21 protein-coding genes and 3 pseudogenes are annotated in these 25,013 nt (G+C 44.3%); 17 read left to right on the top strand and 7 right to left on the bottom strand.

What is annotated here, in order from left to right; all coding sequences use genetic code 11:
- Positions 1-86 precede the first annotated feature (86 nt).
- Genes VSQ62_RS24630 through VSQ62_RS24620 form a run of 3 tightly spaced genes read right to left on the bottom strand, consistent with a single transcriptional unit; the run spans position 87 to position 2,594 of the window.
- On the bottom strand, positions 87-797 hold the full coding sequence (locus tag VSQ62_RS24630; RefSeq protein ID WP_334637382.1) for a hypothetical protein: 711 nt from the start codon (positions 795-797) through the stop codon (positions 87-89).
- Positions 798-824: 27 nt separating this feature from the next.
- The gene (locus VSQ62_RS24625) at positions 825-1,472 is read right to left on the bottom strand and encodes a YesL family protein (RefSeq protein ID WP_334637381.1); all 648 of its coding nucleotides are present in this window, start codon (positions 1,470-1,472) and stop codon (positions 825-827) included.
- A 51-nt stretch (positions 1,473-1,523) separates the two neighbouring features.
- Entirely contained in the window at positions 1,524-2,594 is a 1,071-nt protein-coding gene (locus VSQ62_RS24620) for a LacI family DNA-binding transcriptional regulator (RefSeq protein ID WP_334637380.1), read from the bottom strand.
- A 394-nt stretch (positions 2,595-2,988) separates the two neighbouring features.
- Between VSQ62_RS24620 and VSQ62_RS24615 the strand changes: the two genes are divergently transcribed.
- From VSQ62_RS24615 to VSQ62_RS24595, 5 genes are all read left to right on the top strand, one after another.
- Positions 2,989-3,939 (top strand): ABC transporter permease, encoded by a 951-nt coding sequence (locus tag VSQ62_RS24615; RefSeq protein WP_334637379.1) that lies wholly within the window; start codon positions 2,989-2,991, stop codon positions 3,937-3,939.
- A gap of 14 nt (positions 3,940-3,953) precedes the next feature.
- Positions 3,954-4,850: a carbohydrate ABC transporter permease gene (locus VSQ62_RS24610; protein WP_334637376.1), complete on the top strand. Its 897-nt coding sequence runs from the start codon at positions 3,954-3,956 to the stop codon at positions 4,848-4,850.
- 148 nt (positions 4,851-4,998) lie between these two features.
- Positions 4,999-6,648, top strand: coding sequence for an extracellular solute-binding protein (locus tag VSQ62_RS24605; protein ID WP_334637771.1), 1,650 nt, complete (start codon positions 4,999-5,001; stop codon positions 6,646-6,648).
- A 51-nt stretch (positions 6,649-6,699) separates the two neighbouring features.
- Positions 6,700-8,184, top strand: a complete 1,485-nt coding sequence (locus VSQ62_RS24600) for a glycoside hydrolase family 32 protein (protein WP_334637375.1) — start codon at positions 6,700-6,702, stop codon at positions 8,182-8,184.
- Positions 8,185-8,459: 275 nt separating this feature from the next.
- Positions 8,460-9,209 carry a helix-turn-helix domain-containing protein gene (locus tag VSQ62_RS24595; RefSeq protein ID WP_334637770.1) on the top strand — a complete coding sequence of 250 codons (750 nt, stop codon included), beginning with the start codon at positions 8,460-8,462 and terminating at the stop codon, positions 9,207-9,209.
- A gap of 78 nt (positions 9,210-9,287) precedes the next feature.
- On the opposite strand, the gene VSQ62_RS24590 is transcribed toward VSQ62_RS24595, so the two are convergent.
- Both VSQ62_RS24590 and VSQ62_RS24585 read right to left on the bottom strand, forming a co-directional pair.
- Positions 9,288-11,699 carry a glycoside hydrolase family 94 protein gene (locus VSQ62_RS24590; RefSeq protein WP_334637374.1) on the bottom strand — a complete coding sequence of 804 codons (2,412 nt, stop codon included), beginning with the start codon at positions 11,697-11,699 and terminating at the stop codon, positions 9,288-9,290.
- A 26-nt stretch (positions 11,700-11,725) separates the two neighbouring features.
- The gene (locus tag VSQ62_RS24585; RefSeq protein ID WP_334637372.1) at positions 11,726-14,425 is read right to left on the bottom strand and encodes a GH36-type glycosyl hydrolase domain-containing protein; all 2,700 of its coding nucleotides are present in this window, start codon (positions 14,423-14,425) and stop codon (positions 11,726-11,728) included.
- A 270-nt stretch (positions 14,426-14,695) separates the two neighbouring features.
- Here VSQ62_RS24585 and VSQ62_RS24580 point away from each other — a divergent pair, with 270 nt between their 5' ends.
- The 3 genes from VSQ62_RS24580 to VSQ62_RS24570 all read left to right on the top strand — a co-directional run bounded on the left by VSQ62_RS24580 (position 14,696) and on the right by VSQ62_RS24570 (position 17,939).
- Positions 14,696-16,072, top strand: a complete 1,377-nt coding sequence (locus VSQ62_RS24580) for a hypothetical protein (RefSeq protein ID WP_016219436.1) — start codon at positions 14,696-14,698, stop codon at positions 16,070-16,072.
- A 63-nt stretch (positions 16,073-16,135) separates the two neighbouring features.
- A complete protein-coding gene (locus VSQ62_RS24575) occupies positions 16,136-17,089 on the top strand; it encodes a carbohydrate ABC transporter permease (protein ID WP_334637371.1) in 954 nt (317 codons plus the stop codon).
- 4 nt (positions 17,090-17,093) lie between these two features.
- Positions 17,094-17,939, top strand: a complete 846-nt coding sequence (locus VSQ62_RS24570) for a carbohydrate ABC transporter permease (protein ID WP_016219438.1) — start codon at positions 17,094-17,096, stop codon at positions 17,937-17,939.
- 232 nt (positions 17,940-18,171) lie between these two features.
- On the opposite strand, the gene VSQ62_RS24565 is transcribed toward VSQ62_RS24570, so the two are convergent.
- Both VSQ62_RS24565 and VSQ62_RS24560 read right to left on the bottom strand, forming a co-directional pair.
- Positions 18,172-18,549: a Trm112 family protein gene (locus VSQ62_RS24565; protein WP_334637370.1), complete on the bottom strand. Its 378-nt coding sequence runs from the start codon at positions 18,547-18,549 to the stop codon at positions 18,172-18,174.
- A 54-nt stretch (positions 18,550-18,603) separates the two neighbouring features.
- Positions 18,604-20,466, bottom strand: a complete 1,863-nt coding sequence (locus VSQ62_RS24560; RefSeq protein ID WP_334637369.1) for a flagellin N-terminal helical domain-containing protein — start codon at positions 20,464-20,466, stop codon at positions 18,604-18,606.
- A gap of 391 nt (positions 20,467-20,857) precedes the next feature.
- On the opposite strand from VSQ62_RS24560, the pseudogene VSQ62_RS24555 reads away from it, so the two are divergent.
- From VSQ62_RS24555 to VSQ62_RS24515, 9 genes and pseudogenes are all read left to right on the top strand, one after another.
- Positions 20,858-21,010: pseudogene (locus VSQ62_RS24555) on the top strand (SAM-dependent methyltransferase); the annotation flags it as partial.
- 206 nt (positions 21,011-21,216) lie between these two features.
- Positions 21,217-21,647: pseudogene (locus tag VSQ62_RS24550) on the top strand (PD-(D/E)XK nuclease family transposase); the annotation flags it as partial.
- A 145-nt stretch (positions 21,648-21,792) separates the two neighbouring features.
- Positions 21,793-22,662: a LysR family transcriptional regulator gene (locus VSQ62_RS24545; protein WP_334637368.1), complete on the top strand. Its 870-nt coding sequence runs from the start codon at positions 21,793-21,795 to the stop codon at positions 22,660-22,662.
- 213 nt (positions 22,663-22,875) lie between these two features.
- Positions 22,876-23,097, top strand: a pseudogene (locus VSQ62_RS24540) (hypothetical protein); the annotation flags it as partial.
- 227 nt (positions 23,098-23,324) lie between these two features.
- A complete protein-coding gene (locus VSQ62_RS24535) occupies positions 23,325-23,699 on the top strand; it encodes a PBECR4 domain-containing protein (RefSeq protein WP_286082705.1) in 375 nt (124 codons plus the stop codon).
- Positions 23,696-23,911: a PBECR4 domain-containing protein gene (locus VSQ62_RS24530; RefSeq protein ID WP_286082704.1), complete on the top strand. Its 216-nt coding sequence runs from the start codon at positions 23,696-23,698 to the stop codon at positions 23,909-23,911. The genes VSQ62_RS24535 and VSQ62_RS24530 overlap by 4 nt, the downstream gene beginning before the upstream one ends.
- A gap of 70 nt (positions 23,912-23,981) precedes the next feature.
- Complete coding sequence (locus VSQ62_RS24525; RefSeq protein WP_286082703.1) at positions 23,982-24,266, top strand: hypothetical protein; 285 nt, start codon at positions 23,982-23,984, stop codon at positions 24,264-24,266.
- Positions 24,247-24,645 (top strand): hypothetical protein, encoded by a 399-nt coding sequence (locus tag VSQ62_RS24520; protein WP_334637366.1) that lies wholly within the window; start codon positions 24,247-24,249, stop codon positions 24,643-24,645. Before VSQ62_RS24525 ends, VSQ62_RS24520 begins: the two co-directional genes overlap by 20 nt.
- Positions 24,646-24,781: 136 nt before the next feature.
- Positions 24,782-25,012 carry a flavodoxin gene (locus VSQ62_RS24515; RefSeq protein WP_334305693.1) on the top strand — a complete coding sequence of 77 codons (231 nt, stop codon included), beginning with the start codon at positions 24,782-24,784 and terminating at the stop codon, positions 25,010-25,012.
- Position 25,013: the final 1 nt, after the last annotated feature.

Below are 25,013 nucleotides of genomic sequence, written 5' to 3'. Positions count from 1 at the left end.
ATTCCTATTAGGAAGATATACTGTGACTAAAGTATTTTGCAGGAGGCAGAATAATAAAAAAGTGTCGAAGACACTTTTTTACCTTTTTACTTATCGGTACAGAGATATTCGATATATTCTATAGCCAGATCCATCCGCGGAGAATTCTTGATCACGCCAAGATACACGTCGCCGTCAAAACCTGCCCTTTTAAAAAGACCTTTCTGTGACACAAGGAGCCCCATAGGGAATTCATCTGTCACAGCCTGATAAGACAGGGAACGGTCAAACATGATATCGTCTGCATTATCTTCAAGTATGACTGTGTTGGCTGTAACATAAGGTTTACATTCTGCCATGGTCTTGGGATCTAACTCCCGAAGCAGTTCTTCTATATTGCATAGATACCCGTTTTGTGAAAATGCATCGAAGGCTTCCTTATTCATAAGCACGACATCTAACTTCTCATCATCTATGGAAGCAACTGTTTTTATACGGGAAGCATAGGTATACTCATGGTTAGGATCATCAGGGGTGTCCGTGAGATATAATCCGGTATATAATTTCAACTCTTTTTTAGAAGAATCGGCATCCAGGAAATCCAGGAATCCATAACTCAATTCATCGGCAAACGGTTCGCTTGCTGAAACATTCACAAGACCGGCATAAAGCAAGGTTTCTTTTCTGGTAAAATGTCCATATACCGTATAACTGATAATGTATAAGAAGATCAGGCAGATGATTGCCGGCAGTTTATAATAATCCCAGATGTACTGTATTTTTTGTTTTCCGTGAAGATGGTTCAGGCATGTGTTCATATTTTTCACTCTTCCTCGCAGTCTGTATTACTGCAGGTCAGGTACTGTGCCTGCATGGTCTTCGGTCTTTTCCTGACAGAGATTCAGGATATTGGACAGCAGACAGGAGCAAAGCAGTGCGCATAAGCCCTCCCCGAAAATAACTGCCGGGGTGAAGATGCGGACTACGATCAGCAGCATAACGAAGTAAATAACTGCCATCAATGCCGTACAGAACAGGAAACGGACGCCGATAAACAATGCATTTTTGAACATAGCGACGATCGTGTTGTCGAATCTTGCAAGGAGAGGGAAAATGTACATCAGGATAATGGCATAGGCGGCCGCCGCGACGCAGAAGACTGCCGTGCAGAGTGTCCAGAATACATTTTCGAACCGCATGTGATACAGGACGTATCCGTCGATGCCAAGGATAATCCCAAAAGCAAGCAGAATCAGCCATATTACAGTTCCTTGTCTGAGATTCTCTTTAAAAGAGTGAAAGAAAGCCTTCGTAATACTGCCTTCTTCGTTTTTTGATATTTTCAGCGTGACGTAAAAAAGTGCGGTGGTAGACGCGCCGATCGTTACGATCGGAATACTGCAGATGAACCACAGGATGTTTAGATAGACGCTGTATACGATCTTGTTGATGAATTGCAGTACCGGACCGTCAAGATTAAATAAATGATTCATAATATCCTCCTTGTATTGTTGATAGTTAGCGCCGGGAATCCTGCGGTCGGATTAGTTTTCTGTAGATTCCCGATAGATCAGGCTGGTTTCTGTATGCACAGTGCGGTAATTCAAAGAGGGTTCATTGATCCGGGTCATCAATAGATTCACCGCGGAGAACCCCATGATCTGGCTGTGTATGTGAATGGTGGTAAAAGCGGGCGTAACGATCTTAGACTCAGGCGAATCATCAAAACCACACAGCCATACGTCGTCCGGAACAGAATAGCCGGATTTTTTCAATGCCTGAAGAACATCCAGGGCGACAAAGTCATTGGCGCATAAGAATACTTCGGGCAAATGGGAAACTTTCCGGAAGCATTCTGCCAGATATTCCTGATAATCTTCAGAAGACAGTTTGTGCATACCTTCTTTATTTTCGGCGATGCAGTATTCGTCCGGACAGGAAAGCCCCGCAAGATACATGGCATTCCGGTATGCCATATATCGTTCAAAGAAGGATTGGCAATGCATATAATCCCCGATAAATCCAATCTTCGTTTTTCCGCGCCGTGCCATCTCTCCTATAAATAAATAAATCCCGGATTGATTATCCATACACAGCAGGTCTGCTTCCAAGGGATTTTTAAAGCAGGTCACCGGCGCGTCTACAAATAAGATAGGAAGTCCCAGGCCGCAGAGCATCTGATCGTATTCATAATGAAACATCTCGATACAGATAATGCCGGCAGTCCGCTCCTGAGAAAAGGAGGCGGGAAGCTTCATATTATCCAGTTCTTCGGTAAGCAGCCGGTGCATGGTAAGGCTGTAGCCTAATACGGCAAGCTCTTTCTGGAATTTATCCAGCATGACGATTGCAAAATGGTTCCCTCCCACGAAATTGGTGAGAAATACTGCGATCTCCGTCTTCTCTTTTGGTGCGGGAATGGAGAGGACGGAGCTTCCTGGTTTGGCGGCTGTCACATAAGAAAACTGCTTGTAGCCCATCTCCATAGCTTTTTTCAATACTTTATCCCTGGTGGCGTCGGCGAGGACGCCGGTGTTGTTGATCGCTTTTGAGACAGTGTTGCGGGAAATGCCAAGCTCGTCGGCAATGTCCTGGATTGTAACTCTGTTACTCATAAACTCCTCCTTTATATATATATGAGTGATTTGCACATTCAATAAAATTCGTTTGAAAAGCTATTTCTAAATTCTATAACTATTATAATGCACAAATTAAAATGTGTCAAATGTAAAAATTCATAATTTTTAAAATAATTTATAACTTCGGAATACAAAATAATATTGTTCGGAGTGCTGTATGAAAATAAAAATGTAAAAATAAAAGTATACAAACTGTAAAAAAATATTGACTAAATGTAAAATGAGTGATATAAATATATTATACAAATCTCATGTGAATGTAAAATAAAAATTTTACAAATGCACAAATAAGTAAAGAAAGGAGAATCAGAAAAGACATGAGAGAAAACAAGTGTAGAAGATGGAGGGATTTGACAGAAAGGAGGATGTTATGACAATGAATTCAAAAACTGTTTCAAATGTAAAGCAGGGAGGCAAAGGCACGGGACTTCACAATTCCCTGGTGTATATCAGGCAGCATTGGCAGCTTTACGTGATCTTCATGATGCCGGCATTGTTATTGACACTGATTTTCAAGTATGCGCCTATGAGCGGTATCCTGATCGCGTTCCAGGATTACAATCCATTTAAGGGAGTTTCCGGAAGCGAGTGGGTAGGGCTTAAGCATTTTACAAGGTTCTTATCATCCCCGGATTTCATGAGATATCTGGTCAATACATTGAAGCTTAGCGTATACAGCCTGCTGTGGGGCTTCCCGGTTCCGATCATACTGGCGCTTCTGCTGAACCGGATCCAGAGTGCGGGGATCAAGAAGAAGATACAGCTGGTGCTTTATCTTCCCAACTTCGTATCTGTCATCGTACTCTGCGGTATTGTGAGGATCTTCCTCTCTGTGACTGGTCCTGTGAATCTGTTGATGGGAACGGATATTAATTTCATGACTATGCCGGAGGCATTCCGTTCGATCTATATCATCAGCGGTATCTGGCAGGGCGCCGGATGGGCGTCCATCATGTATACGGCATCCCTTTCTAACGCAAGCCAGGAACTCCGTGAGGCGGCGGTCATGGACGGCGCGAATATCTTACAGCAGATCAGGGCGGTGGAATGGCCGGCGATCAAAGATATGGTTGTGATCCAGTTCATCCTGCAGGCAGGAAATATTATGAGCATCGGTTTTGAGAAGGCATATGCCCTGCAGACGGACCTGAACCTTCCGGCGTCAGAGATCATCGCTACCTATGTATACAGAAAAGGTCTGATCGACGGGGATTACAGCTTTTCGACTGCGGTAGGCCTGTTTAATACGGTCATCAATGTCATCCTTCTGATCGTCGTGAATAAGATCGTGGCGAAGATGAATGACGGACAGGGAATATAGGAGGTGCACATAAGATGAATAAGAAAAAAATCACAAGATATTCGGGACAGGATAAGGCGCTTTTGACGATCGGATACATACTGCTTGGATTATTCGTGGTTGCAATTATCGTGCCGATGGTTTATATTATTGTTGCATCCTTCATGGACCCTATTACGCTGCAGAATAAGGGGATTACTTTTGATTTCAGTAAGTGGACGGCGACGGCGTATGAACGTGTCATGACAAATGGCCAGATCTGGATCGGATTTAAAAATGCGGTCATATATTCTGTAGTGTTTACGGTCGTGTCAGTAGTTGTGACGCTTCTGGCGGCTTATCCGTTGTCAAGGGCGGATTTCAGAGGAAAAGGGTTCTTCAATGTCATTTTCATAATTACCATGTTCTTTGGGGGCGGCTTGATTCCTACATATTTGATAGTCAGTAATCTGGGGCTTGTGGACAGTATGTGGGCAGTCATTCTTCCGGGGGCTTTCAGTGTGTGGAATATGACCATCGCAAGAACCTATTACAGGGGAATCCCGCAGGAACTTCGCGAGGCGGCGGATGTAGACGGGGCAAGCGAGCTGACCTTTTTCTTCAAGATCCTGCTTCCTGTCTGTACGCCTGTCATCGCCGTGCTTGTACTGTGGCAGTTTGTCGCCATGTGGAACAGCTACTTTGACGCAATGATCTACTTAAATGATTCTGCAAAACAGCCTCTGCAGCTTGTCCTGCGTTCCATCTTGATTCAGAACCAGCCGGAGTCCGGTATGATCGCGGATATGCAGAGCACGGCGGCGCGGGCGCAGCTTGCAGAGCTTCTGAAATACGCAACCATTATTATTTCCAGTTTACCGCTTCTGGTCATGTATCCGTTCTTCCAGAAATATTTTGACAGCGGAATCATGGCAGGCGCCGTAAAAGGATAAGCGGAATTGCTTGCTTGAATGGTTGCAGACGGTTATAATAAGAAGGAGGCAGACGATGAGAAATAGATTGAGTGACAGATTGGGAAATGGATTCGGATATAAGTCCGGACGCAGGTATGGAAAGCGAACCGCGGCTTTAGCGCTTGCAATGTGCATGTCGGTTTCCCTTGCAGGATGCGGAGGTAAGGTAAAGATTAATGACGGTACGTTCCGGCCGGTGGATGAGGCGGAGTTGGAATTTCCGCTTAAGGAAAAGACGACTCTGACGGGTATGATCAGTTATCCGGCAAATACGGAATCAGAGCCGAATAACCGGACGATTTTTAAGCGTCTGCAGGAGCAGACCAACGTGGAGATTGACTGGACGGCGATACAGTCCGATCAGTGGCCGGATAAGATCTCCTTGAACATGTCGGATCCTAATAAGCTGACGGACTTTATCTTTTCGGCGGATTTTACAGACAGCAATCTGTTGAAATATGCGGATTATGGAGCGATTATCCCGGTGGAGGAATATATTGACGCCTATATGCCGAATCTGAAAGCGGCTTTTGACAAATATCCGGAATACCGGACGATGTGTACGGATGTAAACGGGCATATCTGGGCTTTGCCGTGGATCGAGCAGCTTGGTTCCGGCAAGACGGCAATACAGAGCGTCGGGAACATGAGCTTTATCAATAAGAAATGGCTGGATTTTCTGGAGCTTGAGATTCCGGAGACGGTGGATGAATTCGAAGAGGTATTGATTGCATTTCGGGATAATGCGTCAGAGCTTCAAAAGAAATTCGGGATTGAAGGGAGCATTATTCCCATGTCCTGTATGGTGAATAGCGGTAACGAGGATATGGGGATCCTGATCAATGGTTTCGGTGAAGGATACGGGGATGTTGATAAGGATAAGAATAATGGCAGGCATATTGTGGTGACGGATGATCAGGAAGTGATCTGCTGCGCCACGCAGGAAGGCTATAAAGAAGGAATCGAGTGGCTGCATAAGCTGTACGAGGAAGAGCTGATCGATCCGGAAGCGTTTACACAGGAATGGTCTACCTATGTATCGAAGGGTAAGTCCGGGCGTTACGGCGTATGTTTTAGCTGGGATGTAGGGAACATCGACAACTTGAAGGACTGGGTTCCGCTTCCGGTCCTGACGGCAGATACGCGGAACCTGACGCCTGAGAACGGCTCATTCACCAGCGGATTCAACCGGGGACGCTGCGTGGTAACCTCTGTGGCAGAGAATCCGGCGCTGGTATGCGCATGGCTGGATCAGATGTATGCGCCGCTGCAGTCTCCGCAGAACAACTGGGGAACATATGGTGAGGACGATGATTTTGATATCTTCGAGATGGGCAAGAATGCCGACGGTGAGGATATGTTAAAGCATGCGCCGTTAGGCGACGCGTCCCCGGTAGAGGTAAGAGAGGCGGAAGCAGTAGGAGGTCCGCTTGCCATCCTGGATGAATATTATGACGTGTATGTGACCTGTCCGGACGACGCGCAGTACCGTCTGGACTGGATCAAGGAGTACTATACGCCTGATATGAATAAGGAGTATGTATATCCGAATATTTTCATGAGCCGAGAGGATACGGAGAAGTTCTCGAACTTGCAGGCAGATATCCATAAGGAGATCAAGGCGAAGAAGGCGGATTGGATCATGAATGGCTTTACGGATAAGGATTGGGAAAAATATCTGGATAAGCTCGAGGCATATGGACTCAGTGAATATCTGGAGTTATTCCAAAAGTATCTGGATTCGTATAATGCAAGTATGGCAGGAAATAATAAGTAACCTGAATTGTAATCAGGATTGGAGAAATAATTAAGAGAGGAAGAAAGAGTTATGACAAGTCAGACATTACGTGAAGCAAGAAAATATGAAGAGACTTCCGAGAAATTGATCGGTAAAGAGGAGCGTCCCGATTTCCACCTGACTCCACGTACAGGCTGGATGAATGACCCCAATGGTTTTTCGTATTATAAAGGCAGGTATCATTTGTTTTATCAGTATTATCCTTATGAATCGAAGTGGGGCCCTATGCATTGGGGACATGCGGTAAGCAGCGACTTACTCCATTGGGAATATCTTCCTTGCGCCCTTGCGCCGGACGAGGCGTATGACAGGGACGGAATTTTCTCCGGAAGCGCGGCGGTACTGCCGGACGGGAGGCAGCTGCTGATGTATACCGGCGTGTTAAAGGAGCATCAGGAACGCGATATCTACCGGGAAGTGCAGACACAGTGCATGGCTGTGGGCGACGGGATCGACTATGAGAAATATGAACAGAATCCTGTGCTGGATCAGCGGGATATACCAGAGGGCAGCAGCCGTTTTGATTTCCGTGATCCTAAGATGTGGATGAAAGCCGACGGGACCTATGCCTGTGTCGTAGGGAACCGTCCGGCGGATGGAAGCGGGCAGATTCTGTTGTATGAGAGCGCCGACGGATTTCAGTGGAAGTTTAAAAGCATACTTGTCTCCAATCATGACCGTTTCGGGAAGATGTGGGAGTGTCCGGATTTCTTTGAGCTGGACGGAAAGTGGGTATTGCTTACAAGCCCGCAGGATATGCTCCCGGAAGGGTTCGAATATCACAATGGAAATGGGACGCTCTGCCTGATCGGTGATTATGATGAAGAGAACGGCAGTTTTAAGGAAATGCAGAATCAGTCTGTTGATTATGGGATTGATTTTTATGCGCCGCAGACTGTAGCGGCGCCGGACGGCCGCCGGATTATGATCGGATGGATGCAGAACTGGGATGCATGCGGGATCCGTTCACCGGAAGAGCCGTGGTTTGGCCAGATGAGCCTGCCAAGGGAATTGTCTCTAAAAGACGGCAGGTTATACCAGAGGCCGGTCAGAGAGTTTGACGCTATGCGGCGTAATAAGATAGAATATGCGGATGTAGCGGTTTCAGGAGTGGTGAAGCTTGACGGGATCAAGGGAAGAAAGGTAGATATGGAGCTGACAGTCCGTCCGGAAGGCGGGCAGGAGCTGTATCAGAAATTTGCCGTTCGTTTTGCCCAGGATGATACATATTATACTTCCCTTAGCTTCCGCCCCAGGGAGTCGATCCTTAAGGTAGACCGGAAGTTCTCCGGTTCCAGAAGGGCAATCATCCATCAGCGGCGCAGCCTGGTAAATACTGCGGACGGCGAATTGAAGCTAAGGATTATACTGGATCGTTTCAGCGTAGAAGTCTTCGTAAATGACGGAGAGCAGGTGATGTCGGCTGCTATGTATACCAGACAGGAGGCGGATGGGATATCATTTTTTGCCGATGGAACTGCCAATATAGATGTTGTGAAGTATGAGCTTGAATAGATACTTTAACGGCAAAATTCAAAATTAAAATTGATATTTAAATGGACACGGAGGAAAGATGGCTAACCACAACCATCTTTCCTCCGTTGTATGCTATTGAAGAAAACAGCTAGGCGCTGAAATAATAGAAAAGAGCTATATGGTCAAATTGGGAAGGGAGAGGGTTGCTAATTTTTGTTACTGATGTTAGTATAAGATAATAAAAATATTTTCTGGATGATAAGAGGTGATGACAGGCGGCAGGATGCTTGCATGATACGAAAGGGGATAATACTATGGGATATCAGGATGAATGGCTTCTCTTGGAAGCGGAAGATGATATCGATGAGGTAGAGCACAGACAACCAACAGAAGAATTTTTATTCTATCAGGCAGTAACCAACGGCGACGTGGAAGCAGTCAGGAAGAACTGTAAGCAAGAAAGGTTTCTGGACAGCGACGGAGTTGGCGTGTTATCGAGGAATCCGGTTACGAATTTAAAATATCATTTTGTTATTACAACAGCGATGATAACCCGTCTATGCAAACAAAAAGGCATGGAATTAGAACAGGCTTTCAGAATGAGCGATTTTTATATTCAGAGACTGGATGACATACACACGGTACAAGGGGTACGGAATCTTCATGACTCTATGGTTCTGGATTATACGGAGAAGATGTGTAAGATATGCCATAGTGATACGAATTCCAGGCATATCAGTGTTTGCAAGGAATATATTTATTCTCATATAAAAGAACGTATTACGATTGAAGATTTAGCAGATGAGCTTGGAGTATCTGCGAGCTATCTGTCTCGGTTGTTCAAGAAAGAAACTGGTGATTCGGTCAGCGCTTATATACGCAGACATAAAATTGAGATGGCAAAAAATCTGTTACAGTACAGTGAATATTCAATGATTGATATTGCAAACCGTTTGTCTTTTTCTTCACAGAGCCATTTTATACAACAATTTCGGGAATATGTCGGCATGACTCCGAAGAAATACCGGGATCTAAATCATACGATCCAATGGGATACTGAGTAAAAAACAGAAGATAAAATAAATAAAAGGACGCAGTGTATAGGATGCTGCGTCCTTTATTTGGGTATTCGCTTATATAGGTTAGAGGATCATCTGAATATGATTTCTATCCTTAAGGCAATCGGCCGGGATATAATTACTGTCAAGCTCTGTGCCATTTAGAATAAGCTTTTCGTGACCGGTTTCTCGTTTGTTCGGATTTTCGATAAGGATATGCAGATGTTTTCCGCGAAAATCTTTCTCTATTTCCAAATGTGTCCAGCTTTTTGGAATAGCAGGAGATAGGGTTATACCATTCAGGTCAGGACGGAGCCCCAGGATCCCCTCCACACATCCAACCATCATGGTCGAGGCAGTTCCGGTCAGCCAGTGGACATGAGAACGTCCGTGATGTTTGCTGGCACGTCCTTCTGTAAATTGTCCGTAACAGTAAGGTTCCAAACAACGGAGTTCCGCCTGGTTATTCCAAGCGGCAGGTGCATTTTCTATAAAATAGGTAAAAGCACGTTCTCCATGTCCGCATAGAGCTTCTGCCAGGATCAGCCAGCCCTGAGATTGCGAGAAGATACCGGCATTCTCTTTTGTTCCCTGATTATATATGACGGCAAGAGCGCCGTCGAAGGCATTGGCATGATAGGGCGGATTCATCAGAAGGGCTCCATATTCCGTATTTAATTGTTGATAGACATTTGTAAGCGCTGTATCGGCCTGATCGGCGGCGGCAAGTCCGCTGATGACAGACCAGCTCTGTGGATTCAGCCACAGATTAGCTTCCGGGTCTTTCGCAGCGCCGATCCGATCTCCGGCTTCTGTATATCCGCGAATAAAGCGATCTTGATCCCAGCATAATTTTTGAATTATATCGCCTGTCTCTTCCTGTCTTTTTTCGAGGTATTTTTCATATTCCGTATCCTTCATGTACCCGGCAAATTGCTTTAAAATAGTCATTGCGTAGTAGAACTGCATCGCAACGAATGAGGACTCTCCGTTTGCGCCCAGACGAAGGCAGTCATTCCAGTCCGCATAAAGTCCTGCGGGCATTCCGTGGGGACCAAGGTGATCAAATGAGAATGTAACCGCACGTTTCAAGTGTTCGTAAACAGTGGCTTCCCCTTTATCTGCGAAAGGTATGACTTCATTTAGAAATTCCGTATTTCCGGTCTCGGCAATATATTTGTATACGGTTGGAAAAAGCCACAGCGCGTCATCGGCACGATAGGCAGGGTGGCCGGTTTCCTGCCTGTAGGAAGCGTCGTCCGGCGTATCCTCATGTCCCGGATTGTGTGTGAATTTAACAAGGGGAAGTCCGCCGCCGTTACTTACCTGTGCCGAGAGCATGAAACGGAGCTTCTCTGCTGCCATCTCTGGCGCAAGATGAATGATTCCCTGTATATCCTGTACGGTGTCACGGTAACCATATCCATTGCGAAGACCGCAGTAAATGAAGGAAGCGGCACGGGACCAGATAAATGTCATGAAGCAGTTATAAGCATTCCAAGTATTTATCATCGTGTTAAATTCCGGGCTGGGCGTATTTACCTTCAGGCGGTTTAATTTTTCATTCCAGTAGTTTTTCAGTTCCAGTAATTCCTGATTTATCATTTCTGCCGGATTTATATAAGTGTCAAGAAGAGCGGACGATTCATGAAAGCCGCCTGTTCCAAGCAGAAAAGCAATATCTTTCGTTTCTCCCGGAGCCAGAGTAACGCTGCAGGAAAGAGCACCGCAGGAATTTTCGTTGTAACTGGTTACATTTCCAAGATCGCCTGACAGGATTCCCTGTGGATTGCTATAGCTGTGATATCTGCCAAGGAAATGTTCTTTTTCCCCGCAATAGGAGGATATTGGAGCGCCTGCAAGACCAAAGAAGCGTTCTGTTACATTTTTGTCATCTACTTGCTCGTCTTCTGGCAGGACGTCCAGATTGCCATGAATCTGCTGAATGATCTGGTTCTTTTCAAATAATGTTTTTGTAATGAACAGAGAATACTGTAGATTCACTTGATCCTGCTCATAATTACTATGATTTGTAAATTCGGCATAGCCGCTCAAGGTAAGGCTTCTGGTACGTGCAGAATCATTTGTTACAGAAAGTCCCCACACTTCGTAGGATTTACCCAGAGGAACATAGTAGCGGGCTTCCGAGCTGATCCCGTCATAACTGGAGGTCATCCTGGTATAGCCCATACCGTGACAACATTTACTTTCATAATTGTTAAGGTCTTTGCCCACCGGCTGCCAGGAGGCAGACCAGTAATCCTTAGACTCGTTATCACGGATGTAAAGATATCTGCCGGGCTGGTCAAAGCTGTTGAAAATGTAACGCAGAATCCTTCCATTTGCGCCTGACTTTGCAAAACTGTAACCGCCTGCATTATTGGAAATAATTGCTCCATATTCCGGAGAACCCAGATAGTTTACCCAGGGAGCGGGGGTATCCGGCCGGTCTATAACATATTCCCGTTCTGTGTCGTCAAAATGTCCATATTTCATATTTTTCTTCCTTTCTTTTTAGGAGCTTACCGCAGATTTATGATGATGGTGTGCATGCCGTCTGATAATGCAGTAAGCATATTTCGGGAAAGACTAACAAAAGAATCTTCATTTACTGCAAGTTCATTCCCATCACATGAAGCAGAATCAATAATATAAGCTCCAAAGTCTTTGCCGTTTTTATTTTTATAAATAATAGTAAAATTTTTCCCTGCAAAAGGAATGATAATGGAAGCGGCGGCATTTTCATCAAACTGGCAGGCCAGAAGCTTTGGATACAGGATAAGGTCTCCGGCTTTGCCCCGGACACCGAAGACTTCTGTGATCATCGTCAGCATAAACCAGCTTGCGGCGCCTGTCAGATACTGGTACATTCCCCGTCCGTCAGAACGGAAATATTCCGGAATCCCCGGATAGATATGGCTGGTATTAAAATCCAGGGCTGTATCGGCAAGTGTCTTAAGCGCTTTCCATCCTTCTTTTACAAATCCTCTGTGATACAGGGCGTTGGCATACATAACCGTCATATGGGAGAATACCGCTCCGTTTTCTTTTTCACCATATGCAAATCCAAACATACGCCCCATATCAAATTTCAGTTCATGGAAATCGGTATTCAGGCGGTAACCGCCGATTTCTTTTTGATAAAGATAGTGATCGGCGCTTCTTGTAATCTTTTCAATCTGGCTGTCTTCCGCAGTTCCGCTCATGATAGCAAAGACTTGTCCGGTCAGCATCATGCGCACATGATCTTTGAACAACCCTTCAACGGCGCGGCCATGATTATCATAATAGCTGTTAAACCAGCCTTCTTCACCCGGACCGTCAATCCATTCCTGGAATCTCAGACGCTCCATGAGCCAGTTTGCTTTTTGAATCAGATTTACAGCAAGTGCCGAGAGTGAGATGCTGATACGTTTGCCGCTGACGGTATGTCTGCAGCAATCCATGTAGCCGGCTATTATTTTGTGCTTTTTTCCGATATCGTCAAAGACATTTACATCGTTTTCCAATAAAATCTTTATTTCTTCCAACAATTCTACCGTATGCGTGGAGGAATGGCTGTCTAATAGACGGATCATTGACGCAAGATTCAACAGGTTACCGGCATAGGCACAGGTAAAGGCAACACTTTCGCCGTGTTCTGACGCCATATCCAGTGCATCGTTCCAATCGGCTCCGCGGAGTCGGTAGATGTTATGGTCTCCTACCTCATAAAATGCAGTCAGCTGCTGGATGAGAAGATGCTCTAAAATACTTCCGGTATAGATGTCATTTTGGGCAGTACGTTGTTTGTCTCCCTGCTCTGAATGCCACAGAACATCAACTTCAGTACCGCGCATAGTCTGAGCATCTTTAAAATAGGAAATAGATTTATTTAGTATTTGGACATCTCCTGTTTGGTCTATATAAAGTTTTGTCGTCATTAACGGCCAAAGTGCATGATCCATCCATACCCTGGAGATTCCATTTCGATCTGCAAGGAAATTCCCATCTCCATTTCCGATAATTGTTGCGTTAGTTCCGTCAATGCGGACGCCCCCATAATTCATGGCGATCATATGACTGACGCTTTCAGGTTCTATCAGCAGCAAAGAAAGACAATCCTGCCACAGATCTCTCCATCCACGGCCGCCTCGTCCGTAGTCATGATGCGGAAGGAAAGAACAGCCGAATAATCGGCGGAGGAACGGCTGAAAGCAGATCCATTTCATTAGATGGTCAAAATCTGCTTCCTTCGTATGGAACTTCACGTTTACTTTATTTTGCCAGTAAGATTTTGTATCCGAAAAAGCCTTTTGTACTTTGCCGGCGGTATTATATTTCTCAAACAGGTCAAGAATCTTTTTTTCATTGTCTTCCACGCCAATAAGAAGAATATAATCTGCTTTTTCCCCGGGAGCAAGAGAGACGGTTTCAAAGCGGAAGGCGCCCATTGCTTCCTTCCCGGCCGCATGCCCGGGCGCTGTAACCCCAGGGTGTTTTTCGTATATGGCGCGGGGATGCGTAAAGGTTCCCCCTTCGCCGACGAAATCTTCGACAGTGGGATAGAAACTCTTCGGTGCATTGCCATTACCCATACACCCCATAACATAATAAATATGTTTATTGGGACGGTGCCCTTTTTCATCAAAGGACATGGTGGGGCAGACAAGGACTCCGTTTTTATTCGTATCAATCCTGTGCAGCATGGATGTGACATTCCTGTGGTCGCGGATGTTGTCTGCACTGCGCCCATAGATCGGAATCGCGGCATAAGGAGTTAATTCCTGCGTAACTTCCGATTGATTCTGCACGGTTACATACATAATTTCTACATTGTAATCTTTTGGAATAAAAGAGGTAATCGTAGACTTTAATCGGTGGACTTTGGACGATCTTGCCAGTGTTTGCCACATAAATCCTGCTTTCAGTTCACTTTCATCCTGCATTGCAGTAAATTTGACACTTTCCTGCTTGGCGGACGCTCCAGAAGCTGAATATGCATCTGCACCGTCTTTTAACAGCCAGAAGTTACGGGTGGAACGATTATTATGTAAGTTTTCAGAACTTACTGGCTCTAAAAGGAAGGTTTCCTGATCAATCTTGGCATCGCCCCCAAGATTTGGCGTTACGGCGCTCTTCAGCCCCATTTCCGATGCCAGGGGAAAGTATAAATAACTTGTATTTTCCGGTTGCCTTATTGAAAAGCTGCCGTGCTCATCGATAAATTTTAAATGCTCCAATCTTTATACTCCTTTCATTTATATATTTAGATAGAGAACATCATAGAGGAAAACGCGTATGAAAAAAATAAAAAACATGTGAAAAATATCAGATTCATGACCTAAAATAAACGAGGCAGTCTCCATTGTCTCGCTGAAAATTTAAAATGTGTCATGAATCTGATATTTTGGTAAGAACTCTAATATAACTGAAAAAAATTATATATTATAATCCATCCATCAATAAACGTGAAGCAAATGCTTCACAAATATAAAAGGAGGGTTTTATCAATGAAAAAGAGAGTAGTCAGTATCATGTTAATTGCGGCGATGGCGGCAGGTCTGGCAGCAGGCTGCGGGAAGTCGTCGGGTTCTGATTCTGGAAGCGGTGGCGAGGAAGGAAAGGTTATTAATATTTATAGCTGGAATGACGAATTTCGTAAACGTGTGGAGGCAGTTTATCCGGAAGTAAAGAAAACTTCTAAGGACGGCACGGTAACTGTTTTAAACGACGGTACAGAGATTCACTGGATTATCAATCCCAATCAGGACGGCGTCTATCAGCAAAAGCTTGACGAGGCGCTGATGCAGCAGGCAGACGCCGCAGCAGATGACAAGGTCGATATCTTTTTGTCAGAGACGGATTATGTCAACAAATATACGGATGCAGATGCGGATGCGGCTATACCGCTTAAGGATCTTGGAATTGACCCTGATAAGGATCTGGCAGATCAGTATGATTTTACGAAAGTTACAGCTTCTGATGTAGACGGCGTTCAGAGGGGCTCTACATGGCAGTGCTGTCCGGGACTGTTAGTATATCGCCGTGATATCGCCAAAGAAGTATTTGGAACAGATGATCCGGAAGAAATCGGTCAGAAAGTAAAAGACTGGGATACGATAAAAGCAACGGCAGAAGAGCTAAAAGCAAAAGGATATTATACATTTGCTTCCTATGCAGATACATTCCGCCTGTATGGTAACAGCATTGAAGAATCATGGGTAAATCCTGGTGAAACGACGATTAAAGTTGACCAGAAAATCATGGATTGGGTAAATAGTTCGAAAGAGTGGCTGGATGCAGGTTATCTGGATAAGAATGTAAAAGGCCAATGGAACGATGACTGGAATAAAGCGATGGGTTCTGCTTCCAACGTATTCGCATTCCTGTTCCCGGCATGGGGAATTGATTTTACTTTGACTCCAAACTGGGACGGTGAAGACGGCGTATGGGCTGTTACCAATCCTCCGCAGGAATATAACTGGGGCGGTTCTTATGTACATGCATGTACGGGTACAGATAATCCGGAGCACGTAAAAGATATTATTCTTGCGGTAACGGTAGACAAAGATAATCTGCTGAAAATTTCAAAAAAATATTCGGATTTCACGAATACAACAAGCGGTATGAAAAAAGCGGCAAAAGATGCTTCTTTCGCTTCAGAATTCCTAGGAGGACAGAATGCATTTGAATACTTTGTACCGGTTGCAGAAAATATCAAGATTGCTCCGCTTTCCGCATATGACCAGGGATGTGTGGAATTAATCCAGAATTCGTTCAGTGATTATCTGCAGGGGAAGGTTGACTATGATAAGGCGAAAAAGAATTTTGAGACGGCGATCATAGAGCGTTATCCTGATATTACCGAGATTCAATGGCCGGAATAGATAAAAATGACTGCGGGGCATTGATTGCCCTGCGTCATATGGAGCAGAAAGGAATGATAGTTTATGAAATCAAAACATAAAAAAGTTGACTATTCAAAATGGGGATATATTTTTATTCTTCCATTTTTTGTAAGTTTCTTCATTTTTTCCTTTATTCCTTTGGTGGATACCATTCGGTATAGTTTTTATGAATATTACCGTTCAGGAATTAAAGAGATCGGACCGAATTTTGTCGGAATGGGAAATTATATCAGCCTTCTGGGTTCGGATATGCTGAAATATGCAGCAAATACTCTGATCTTATGGATTATAGGATTTATCCCGCAGATTGTGATCGCGTTGGTACTTGCGGAGTGGTTCGTAGATGCAAGGTTAAAGATTCACGGAACACAGTTTTTTAAGGTTGTTATCTATCTGCCGAACCTGATCATGGCGTCTGCATTTGCGATGTTATTTTTTACGATGTTCTCTACGAACGGACCGGTTAATTCTATTCTTATGTCCATAGGGCTTACCAGTCAGCCCATTGATTTCCTGGGTTCTGCGATGGGAACAAGATCATTGGTTGGGTTTATGAATTTCCTGATGTGGTTTGGAAATTCGACGATTATGTTGATGGCTGCAATTATGGGAATCAGTCCTGATGTATTTGAGGCGTCTGAACTGGACGGATGCAACAGTTTCCAGCGGTTCTTCTACATTACGCTGCCGCAGATACGGCCGATTCTTGCATATACGCTGATCACAGCGATCATTGGCGGCCTGCAGATGTTTGATGTGCCGCAGATCCTGACGAATGGACAGGGTACTCCGGACCGTACCTCCATGACTTTGATCATGTTCTTGAACAGCCATTTGAAGAGCAGAAATTATGGTATGGCAGGTGCGTTGTCTGTCTATCTGTTTATTGTCAGCGGTATTCTGTGCTTCTTTGTATATCGGATGACGAATAATGATGACCCGGACGGTTCGAAGGCAGCAGCGAAAAAAGCGAAAAAACAGCAAAGGAGGGGATAGATTTATGAAATCAAAACAACCAAGTCATTTACGGAGTATAGTAGCGCATATTGTACTGATTATCCTGTCATTCATGTGTTTGTTTTTCTTCTATATCCTGTTCATCAACGCGACACGGTCGCATGCAGACCTGCAGAAAGGGTTTTCTGCATTGCCAGGAAACTATTTGTTAAAAAATCTATCTAATGTCGCCAACGACGGAACCTTTCCGATGTTGAGGGGTATCTTAAACAGTCTGATCGTTTCTGGCTGCTCTGCGGCAATTTGTACATATTTTTCAGCATTAACGGCGTATGGTCTGTATGCATATAACTTTAAACTAAAGAAGGTTGCATTTACATTTATTATGGCGATTCTTGTAATGCCTACACAGGTGACTGCAATGGGATTCCTGCGGTTGATCACGAATATGGGAATGTATGACTCTCTGCTCCCGTTGATCCTGCCTTCGATTGCGTCTCCGGCTGTGTTCTATTTTATGTACAGTTATCTGCAGTCGTCACTTCCGCTGTCACTTGTGGAAGCGTCAAGAATTGACGGCTGCGGAGAGTTCAGGACTTTTAACCAGATTGTACTTCCGATTATGAAACCGGCGGTTGCGGTGCAGGCGATTTTCAGTTTTGTAGGATGTTGGAATAATTACTTCGTTCCGGCTCTGGTTATTCAATCGAAAGACAAGATGACCGTTCCGATTCTGATCGCGACACTTCGAGGCGCTGATTATATGAACTTTGATATGGGTAAGATCTATACAATGATTCTGGTGGCAATTGTGCCGATTATTATCGTATACCTGTGTCTTTCCAAGTTTATCATTGCAGGTGTTACACTTGGCGGTGTAAAGGAATAACATGATTACATATTAAACAAGTTCACAGAAAATTTATATTTTGGGTAAAAAAATGAGGCCGGTAACCTGTTGTTAGATTCCCGGCCTACGGTTTTGTTTTATGCTGTCCGCTCTGCTTTCAATTATGCCCTCTTATAAAGATTCTTTTCTCATATTCTCCATGACTTTGCACGTGATTAGAAAGCCCTCCTAATACAGTATTGCGTATATAATGGTGAATAATGTTAGCATGTTAATCCCATAGCCCAATCTCCTCAGAGGACAGAGCACTGTTCCCGCAGCGGGGACAGATAAGTTCGGCTTTTTCCGGCTGAAGAGTCAGGCTGCCATTGCAGTCCGGGCAAGAAGAGGAGTAAGTTTTCCCGCTCATAGGAAAATAAATAACCGGAACGGGCACCATCTTTTTGCACTGCTGACATATTGCCGGACGATAGTTAAACTCAAAAGAAGATATCTGCTCGTCTGCTGTATCGCAGAGAATGTTCCGGCGGATCTCTGCCGGAAACAACTCCAATACATCTTCTAAAACGGCATGCCCGATACCATGCCCGAGAGCAATCTGCCATGATGCATTGCAGGAAGGACATACAAATCTGTTGATTCTACCCATATATTATCTCCTTTTCATTTCAATAATCCAACTTCTGGCAGACATTATGCGTGCTTATGCACTCAGTAGCTGAAGAACGGACGAAGGCTGTTGATTAGCCTGAGCAAGCATGGCCTGACTGCTCTGGACCAGAATCGAATTACGCACATAACTCATCATGGACTTCGCCATATCCGTGTCACGGATGCGGGATTCCGCCGCAGTCAGATTCTCTATCGTGTTGCTTAAGTTAGAGACCGTGTGCTCTAACCGGTTCTGAAGAGCACCGTAGTAACTCCGTATAGAACTGAGTTCATCGATCGCATTGTTCACCTGCTTGATCGCTTCGCGGGAACTGCCCTGATCCAGTACGTTTGTTCTGGTCAGTCCAAGGGAATCCGAATTCATCCGGAAGAGTTCCACGTTGATGATGCTCGCACTCTCGTTATCACACCCGACCATTAACTGAATACCCCTTGTACTTGCGATTCCCTTACCGGTAGGCTTGGTTGGATTGTCCGTTAAGTAAAATTCCTGGTCGCCCGTTACAGTGCTGCCGATGATATCAGCATCACCGAGGCTGTTTGCAATCACAGAACCGGAACCGCTTTTGGAATTATATGCAAGCTGACGCACGAATGATACCAAATCTGAATTTCCACTGCTGAATAGGGATTCCAAACCGCCCTGGCTGGTAATCTTTCCGCCTGTAGCCGTGGATATTGCACCGAATAAACTGGCCTTATTCTGTGTGATCTCTTGAAACACCTTATTCATTCCGTTCGCAATAGTTGTTCCGTCGACAGCACCTGCGCCGCCTGCTAGATATCCGATATAGGCGCTTGCAAGATAACCGTGTCCGTAAGGACGTCCAGCCACACTATACGATCTTAGATAATTCGCAATTTCCGTATCTTTTGAAGTATCACTTGCACTGCTAAGGGTATTGGCAATGTTTAGAAGCGTATCATTCCAGTGTGTGGGGAATCCGCCGCCTGCAAGCTGCGCGGTTCCTTCCGAGAACCATTCCGGGAATCTCTCAGATCCGCCGCGCCCGCTCATCTGATCGGTCATGGTGTACTGCATTACCGAATGCATGATCTCGTGTGCAAGCGTAGATTCTAATTCCTTTTCAGCAGCACCTGTTATAGATGCATCTGAAAAATCAGAGGAATCTAGCATGATCAGCATATTTCCCGCTTTACCGGTGGCACGAAATGAGAACTTGGCATACGCAAGCATTCCGCCTGAACCGTCGATATTCCCAATCTGAAGCTCCATTCCCACGGTATCCCCGGCTAGTGCCATCTTAAGCGATGGAAATTTATCCAGGATCTGTCTGACAGCATTCGGGAAATATTCTTCAGCTATCTTATCGGCAAGGTTATTAGCGGCTCTTGACACTCCGCCTGCACCGCTTGCAGAAGCGGCGCCTGATTTGTCTATCTGAACAGTACCGTTCTTCAGATCCAAAGTAAGATTGTAAGTAGTCACGGAAGCTTCTTTTGTGCTGAATATGCTTCCGTCCGGAAAGAGATGAATACTGTTAAAGGATGTGGTGTTCCCGACTCTTGTGATCTCGGTTTTTAACTTCTGCACCTCCTGATTCATCATAATGCGTTCTTTCTCAGTATACGTTCCGTTGGCAGACTGTACGGAGAGCTCCATCATGCGGTTGAGCATGGTATGAACCTCAGTCATGGCGCCCTCTGCCGTCTGTACAAGGGATATGCCGTCGTCTGCATTCTGCCAGGCCTGCTCCAAACCGGTAATCTGAGCCCGCATCTTTTCGGAAATGGCAAGACCTGCCGCGTCGTCCCCTGCACGGTTGATCTTATAGCCGGAACTGAGCTTCTCCAGATCCCGGGCTACCGAACGGTTATTCCCAGTCAGATTCCTGTGGACATTCAAGGATGTAATATTATGTTGAATTCTCACCAATTCCACCTCCTTTCTTCTTGCCGGTTTGAACGGCAGATTGATGTTTGCTCCGCATTTCATGCGCCTGTATATCTAAAACACTTCAAATGCGATTATTTTTCACTAAAAACTAAATATCTTCTGAAAGCTTGAAAGATATAAAGTTAACTTTATATCGACCTTAATGGAGGAGTTAATAATACATTATATAGATTCATTTTGATATATATTTATATTATATAGCATTTTTTCAAACATAATCAAAGAAATGGGGAAAACGACGGCGGCCATGATAGGATCTGCTGAACTGGAGGACGCGGATGTGCCGCCCTATACCATTGTGGGCGGTGTTCCTGCAAAACCAATAAAAAACGCTTTTCTGATGAAAAAATAGAACAGTTGTGGACGCATTTCTTTATACACAGACAGCCGTTTGACATTAAAACATGGAACAGTTGAGTTTCTTACCACTTTGCGTTATATAGAAAAATACATACGTCCAGAGAATCTTGTAATTGAAATCGGTGCGGGAACTGGACGTTATTCCCATGCGCTTGCACGTCATGAAAGAATAATGCTCCTTTGTGTGTATGAACATACGGTGCAGTCCGTAATCATTGAGGATCCGGTAGGTGGGGTAATTGTCCATTGCAGAATCCAGGCACATATTCGAGGTGGAAACAGCCGGCATATGTTTTTCCAGTTCATGGAAAGTGACAAGGAAATTGACCGAATCATGACGCTTTGCGCTGGTAAAACGCAGAATAGGTGCTGGACATCCGCACCCAGGTATTTGTGGAGAATTTGTTGAATCGTTCAGTACGGTTTGATATTCTTGCTACTGACAGTACCGGTGCTAAAATAAATGTTGAAATCCAACGAGCCGATAAAGGAGCCGGGAGAAAAAGAGCAAGGTATAATTCCAGCATGATGGACGCGGCTCTTTTGGAGAAAGGTGATGATTTTGACAATCTTCCAGAAACATGGGTAGTATTCATCACGGAAAATGATGTGATAGGAAAAGGGCTGCCCTCTATCCGATTGAGCGCTGCTTTTTAGGAACTGGGGAAAGATTTGAGGATGGTTCACATATACTGTATGTAAACGGTGCTTATCGTGGAGATACACCAATCGGAAAACTCATGCATGATTTTTCATGTACAAATGCATCAGATATGTATTATACGGCACTGGCAGACTTGCCTACGTTATCGAAAATTTCTGATAACCTACGGTACAAAAGTCGAGTTTCAATTTTTCATAATAGGCATTTCTTCACTCTTGATATGTTGAATCTGTTCTAAAAATCAAATATAATTGTTTCAGTGAAGGAGGCATAGTATTATGGAATTTAGAGTTTTGAAATACTTTCTAATGGTTGCCAGAGAAGAAAACATTACTAAGGCAGCAGCGTTATTACATCTTACACAGCCAACACTTTCCCGGCAGCTTATGCAGCTTGAAGCAGAATTAGGAGTAAAACTATTTCACAGAAGCAAACACAGTATCATTTTAACCGAGGATGGTATGCTCTTAAAGCGTCGGGCACAGGAAATCGTTTCATTGTCCGATAAGACGGTTCAGGAACTTTCACATAAGGAAGATGTGCTGTCAGGTGAAATTGCAATCGGCTGTGGTGAAACGAAAAATATGCTCTTTCTTTCGGAGCAGATCAAAAAATTCCGGCAGAAATATCCTCTTGTGCAGTTTAGTATTCACAGTGCAATCGCAGATGATATTAAAGAACGGATTGAAAAGGGGGTTTTAGATATAGGGCTTCTTATGGAACCTGTGGATGTTGGGAAGTATGAATTTATCCGTATGCCGCAGAAAGAAAAATGGGGCATATTGGTAAGAAAAGATTCTGAATTGGCAGTGAAGGAATCTATCAATCCTAAGGATTTAACCAATGTGCCTCTCATCATGGTAAAACGGGAACTGGTAAAAAGTGAACTGGCCAGTTGGTTTGGGGATTATTACGAGGGACTTCAAATTGCGGCTACCTATAATTTGATTTTAAACGCTGCGTCTATGGTAGAACGTGGAGTTGGCGTTGCGCTGTGTTTTGATCTTGGTGCCGCTTTTTATGAGGATTTATGTTTTATTCCGCTTGCTCCAACATTAGAAACAGGTTCGGTTTTAGTCTGGAAAAAGAATCAGACACTTGGATCAGCTACTTCCCAATTTATGAGGTATCTTAAAAATGCTTTTTAGGCATTAAGAGAGATTTGATGTAGGTATTAGACATTTCTTAAAATTAAATTAAAATGTAGGTGTTCAAGGAGGACACCTACATTTTTTATTATTTGTGGAAAGGAGCTTACGAATGACGATTGATGAAGCAAGCACACGTTACAATATTCCCCTTGATATTCTCCGTGAATATGAGAGCTGGGGATTATGCGACGCTGTAAAAAAGGTCATGGGCGCATGGCAGAGGTAATCGGCGTATCGGAGGCGCAGTTGCGTTTTGTAACCAATACGTCAAGCGGTATGGGACTTATGAAGTGCGGAAACGTGGTAATCCCCTTTGACAATACTATTGAAAAAGGGACAGACCTCTACAACCTGTATAATACCAATATCCATGAGAAAATTGCAATGCAGAAGAAAAGGGAAGATGTGCATTTTCCCGGAAGTTCGGATTGACATATTTTCATGTCCGTTGTAATATAATAATAACGACGGGCAACTTGAGTGTCAGTCAAAGCATTGACATAAGGTGTTGCGCCAGAGGGCAGTGCCTTACGAGCTTTGAATGGGTTTGACGTTTACCGCATTCTGGCTAGACTGTATATGCAGTTGAAAGAAAACGTCAGGAAAAGCTCTGCGAAAGCAGGGCTTTTCCTGTTCCAAAAGGGAAAGAGGTAAGTCTGATGCGCAATGTGTATGACTGCGTGGAGGCTTTTGGGAAACTGCTGGATAAAGAATACCATTTAGTGCTGGGAAGAAAAAATAAATCTGTTTCATTACAGATAAATTTTGACAAAAAAGAGTGTTTCCATTTAATGGGACTTCAATATCTGACAGACAGACCGGAGTTAGTCCATGACAGGGGAAAAATATTTGATGCAATAAAGGAACGCCGGATAACGGCAGAACAGATTCAGTCGTCCGACCTGTATTACCGAATTGCGGACAGGGTAGATATGTTCCCGCTTCTGGAAAGCATGATTGACAGCAATGATACGATTTTTAAGTACAACAGGAACTCAATGCTTATTCGGTTATTAAAGCGGATTATATTATGAAAAACAATGCAGAGGGAAGAAATATTTTTTTGTTCCTGACAGGGAACGTAGAGGAAGGAAGATATTTCTGCCGTTCATTTTTCCCGCAGGATAAAATGGATTACACAAAGAATCAGGCATCATGGACTTTGCTTTATAAGAAGAAAGTAACTCTTTCAACAGGAGAAGAAGAAATACTGTATGACAGGTTAAAAAAAGTGGATAAGGGATAGCAGAGATCACAGCATCTAAGCCAATACGGTTTAGGTGCTGTTTTTTTGCCAAAAACGGAGGTGAGGCAGCTTGAACATCAAGAAAGTGGATGACAAGCCAATGGTGATCCACACAAAGGAAAAGCCTAAAGTCCATGTAAAGGGAGCGCCTGAAACAAAAATCAAGGGCAGGAATGTCCTTACCGTGCAGCACGGTCCGAAGATTGCCGGAAGCGTGGCAGCAAACGGGAAGATAAAGTTAAAAAGGAGTTCCGTCCATGTTACGGATAAAAGGAAAACAGTACGGGCAAGAACGGCGACATCCTGCCTTTGGTTTTGGATAGGAGTATGTAAAGATGGGCTTTACAAAGAGTGAGTTAGTTCAGTTTTTCGATGAACTGACAGGGTTAATCAGTGAAGAAAACCAGAGTGAAGCAAATCTCCTGATACGGGGGTTTGTGCTTGACTTTGAGAAAAGCTACAAATATGAAGATGCTGTATTGCAGAAGAACGTGCCATATGTGCCGCCGTTCTATATTCCAGTAATGTCGCAGACCTTTCAGGAAGAGATCAGACTGAAGCTGACCGAAAAACTGACAGAACTGGGCGAGTACAGTCCAGAGAATGTAGAACAGGCGATGCACTCTAAAATCTATGACCTGAGAGAGCTGATCGACATTACAGAGTATGCGAAATGGGCAGATGAAGAAATATACAGGGACTTCGCAAAGAAGCTGGCAGCGAGCAGGTGGTAGGCATGGGGCAGTTTCCCCTTACGGCATAGGTGGTATTCTGAATAATGCTTTTTAGGCATAGTTAAGCAAGACGGAATAAGTATTAGACATTATGCGGTGGTAAGAGTAAAATGAGAGTAGCGAAAGAAACGCATAAATTCCTTATTGGTGGGGGTGTTTTCTGGAAGAATATGATTTTGAAGGCAAGACCATCATTCCGTTCTGTTCTCATGGCGGAGGACGGTTCGGGCAGAGTCTGACGGCGATTACGAAACTGGTTCCTGATGCAGTTATGGGAGAAGCATTGTCAGTTCACTATTCTGGCGGGGCGACCTTGAATGAGGAAATCAGCCAGTGGCTTGACACAAATGGAATTGAACACGAGTAGG

This window comes from Sporofaciens sp. JLR.KK001, from assembly GCF_036941055.1.
GTDB lineage: Bacteria > Bacillota > Clostridia > Lachnospirales > Lachnospiraceae > Sporofaciens.
The sequence above is the reverse complement of the archived record's forward strand: the minus strand, read 5'-3'. Positions and strand labels throughout refer to the sequence as shown.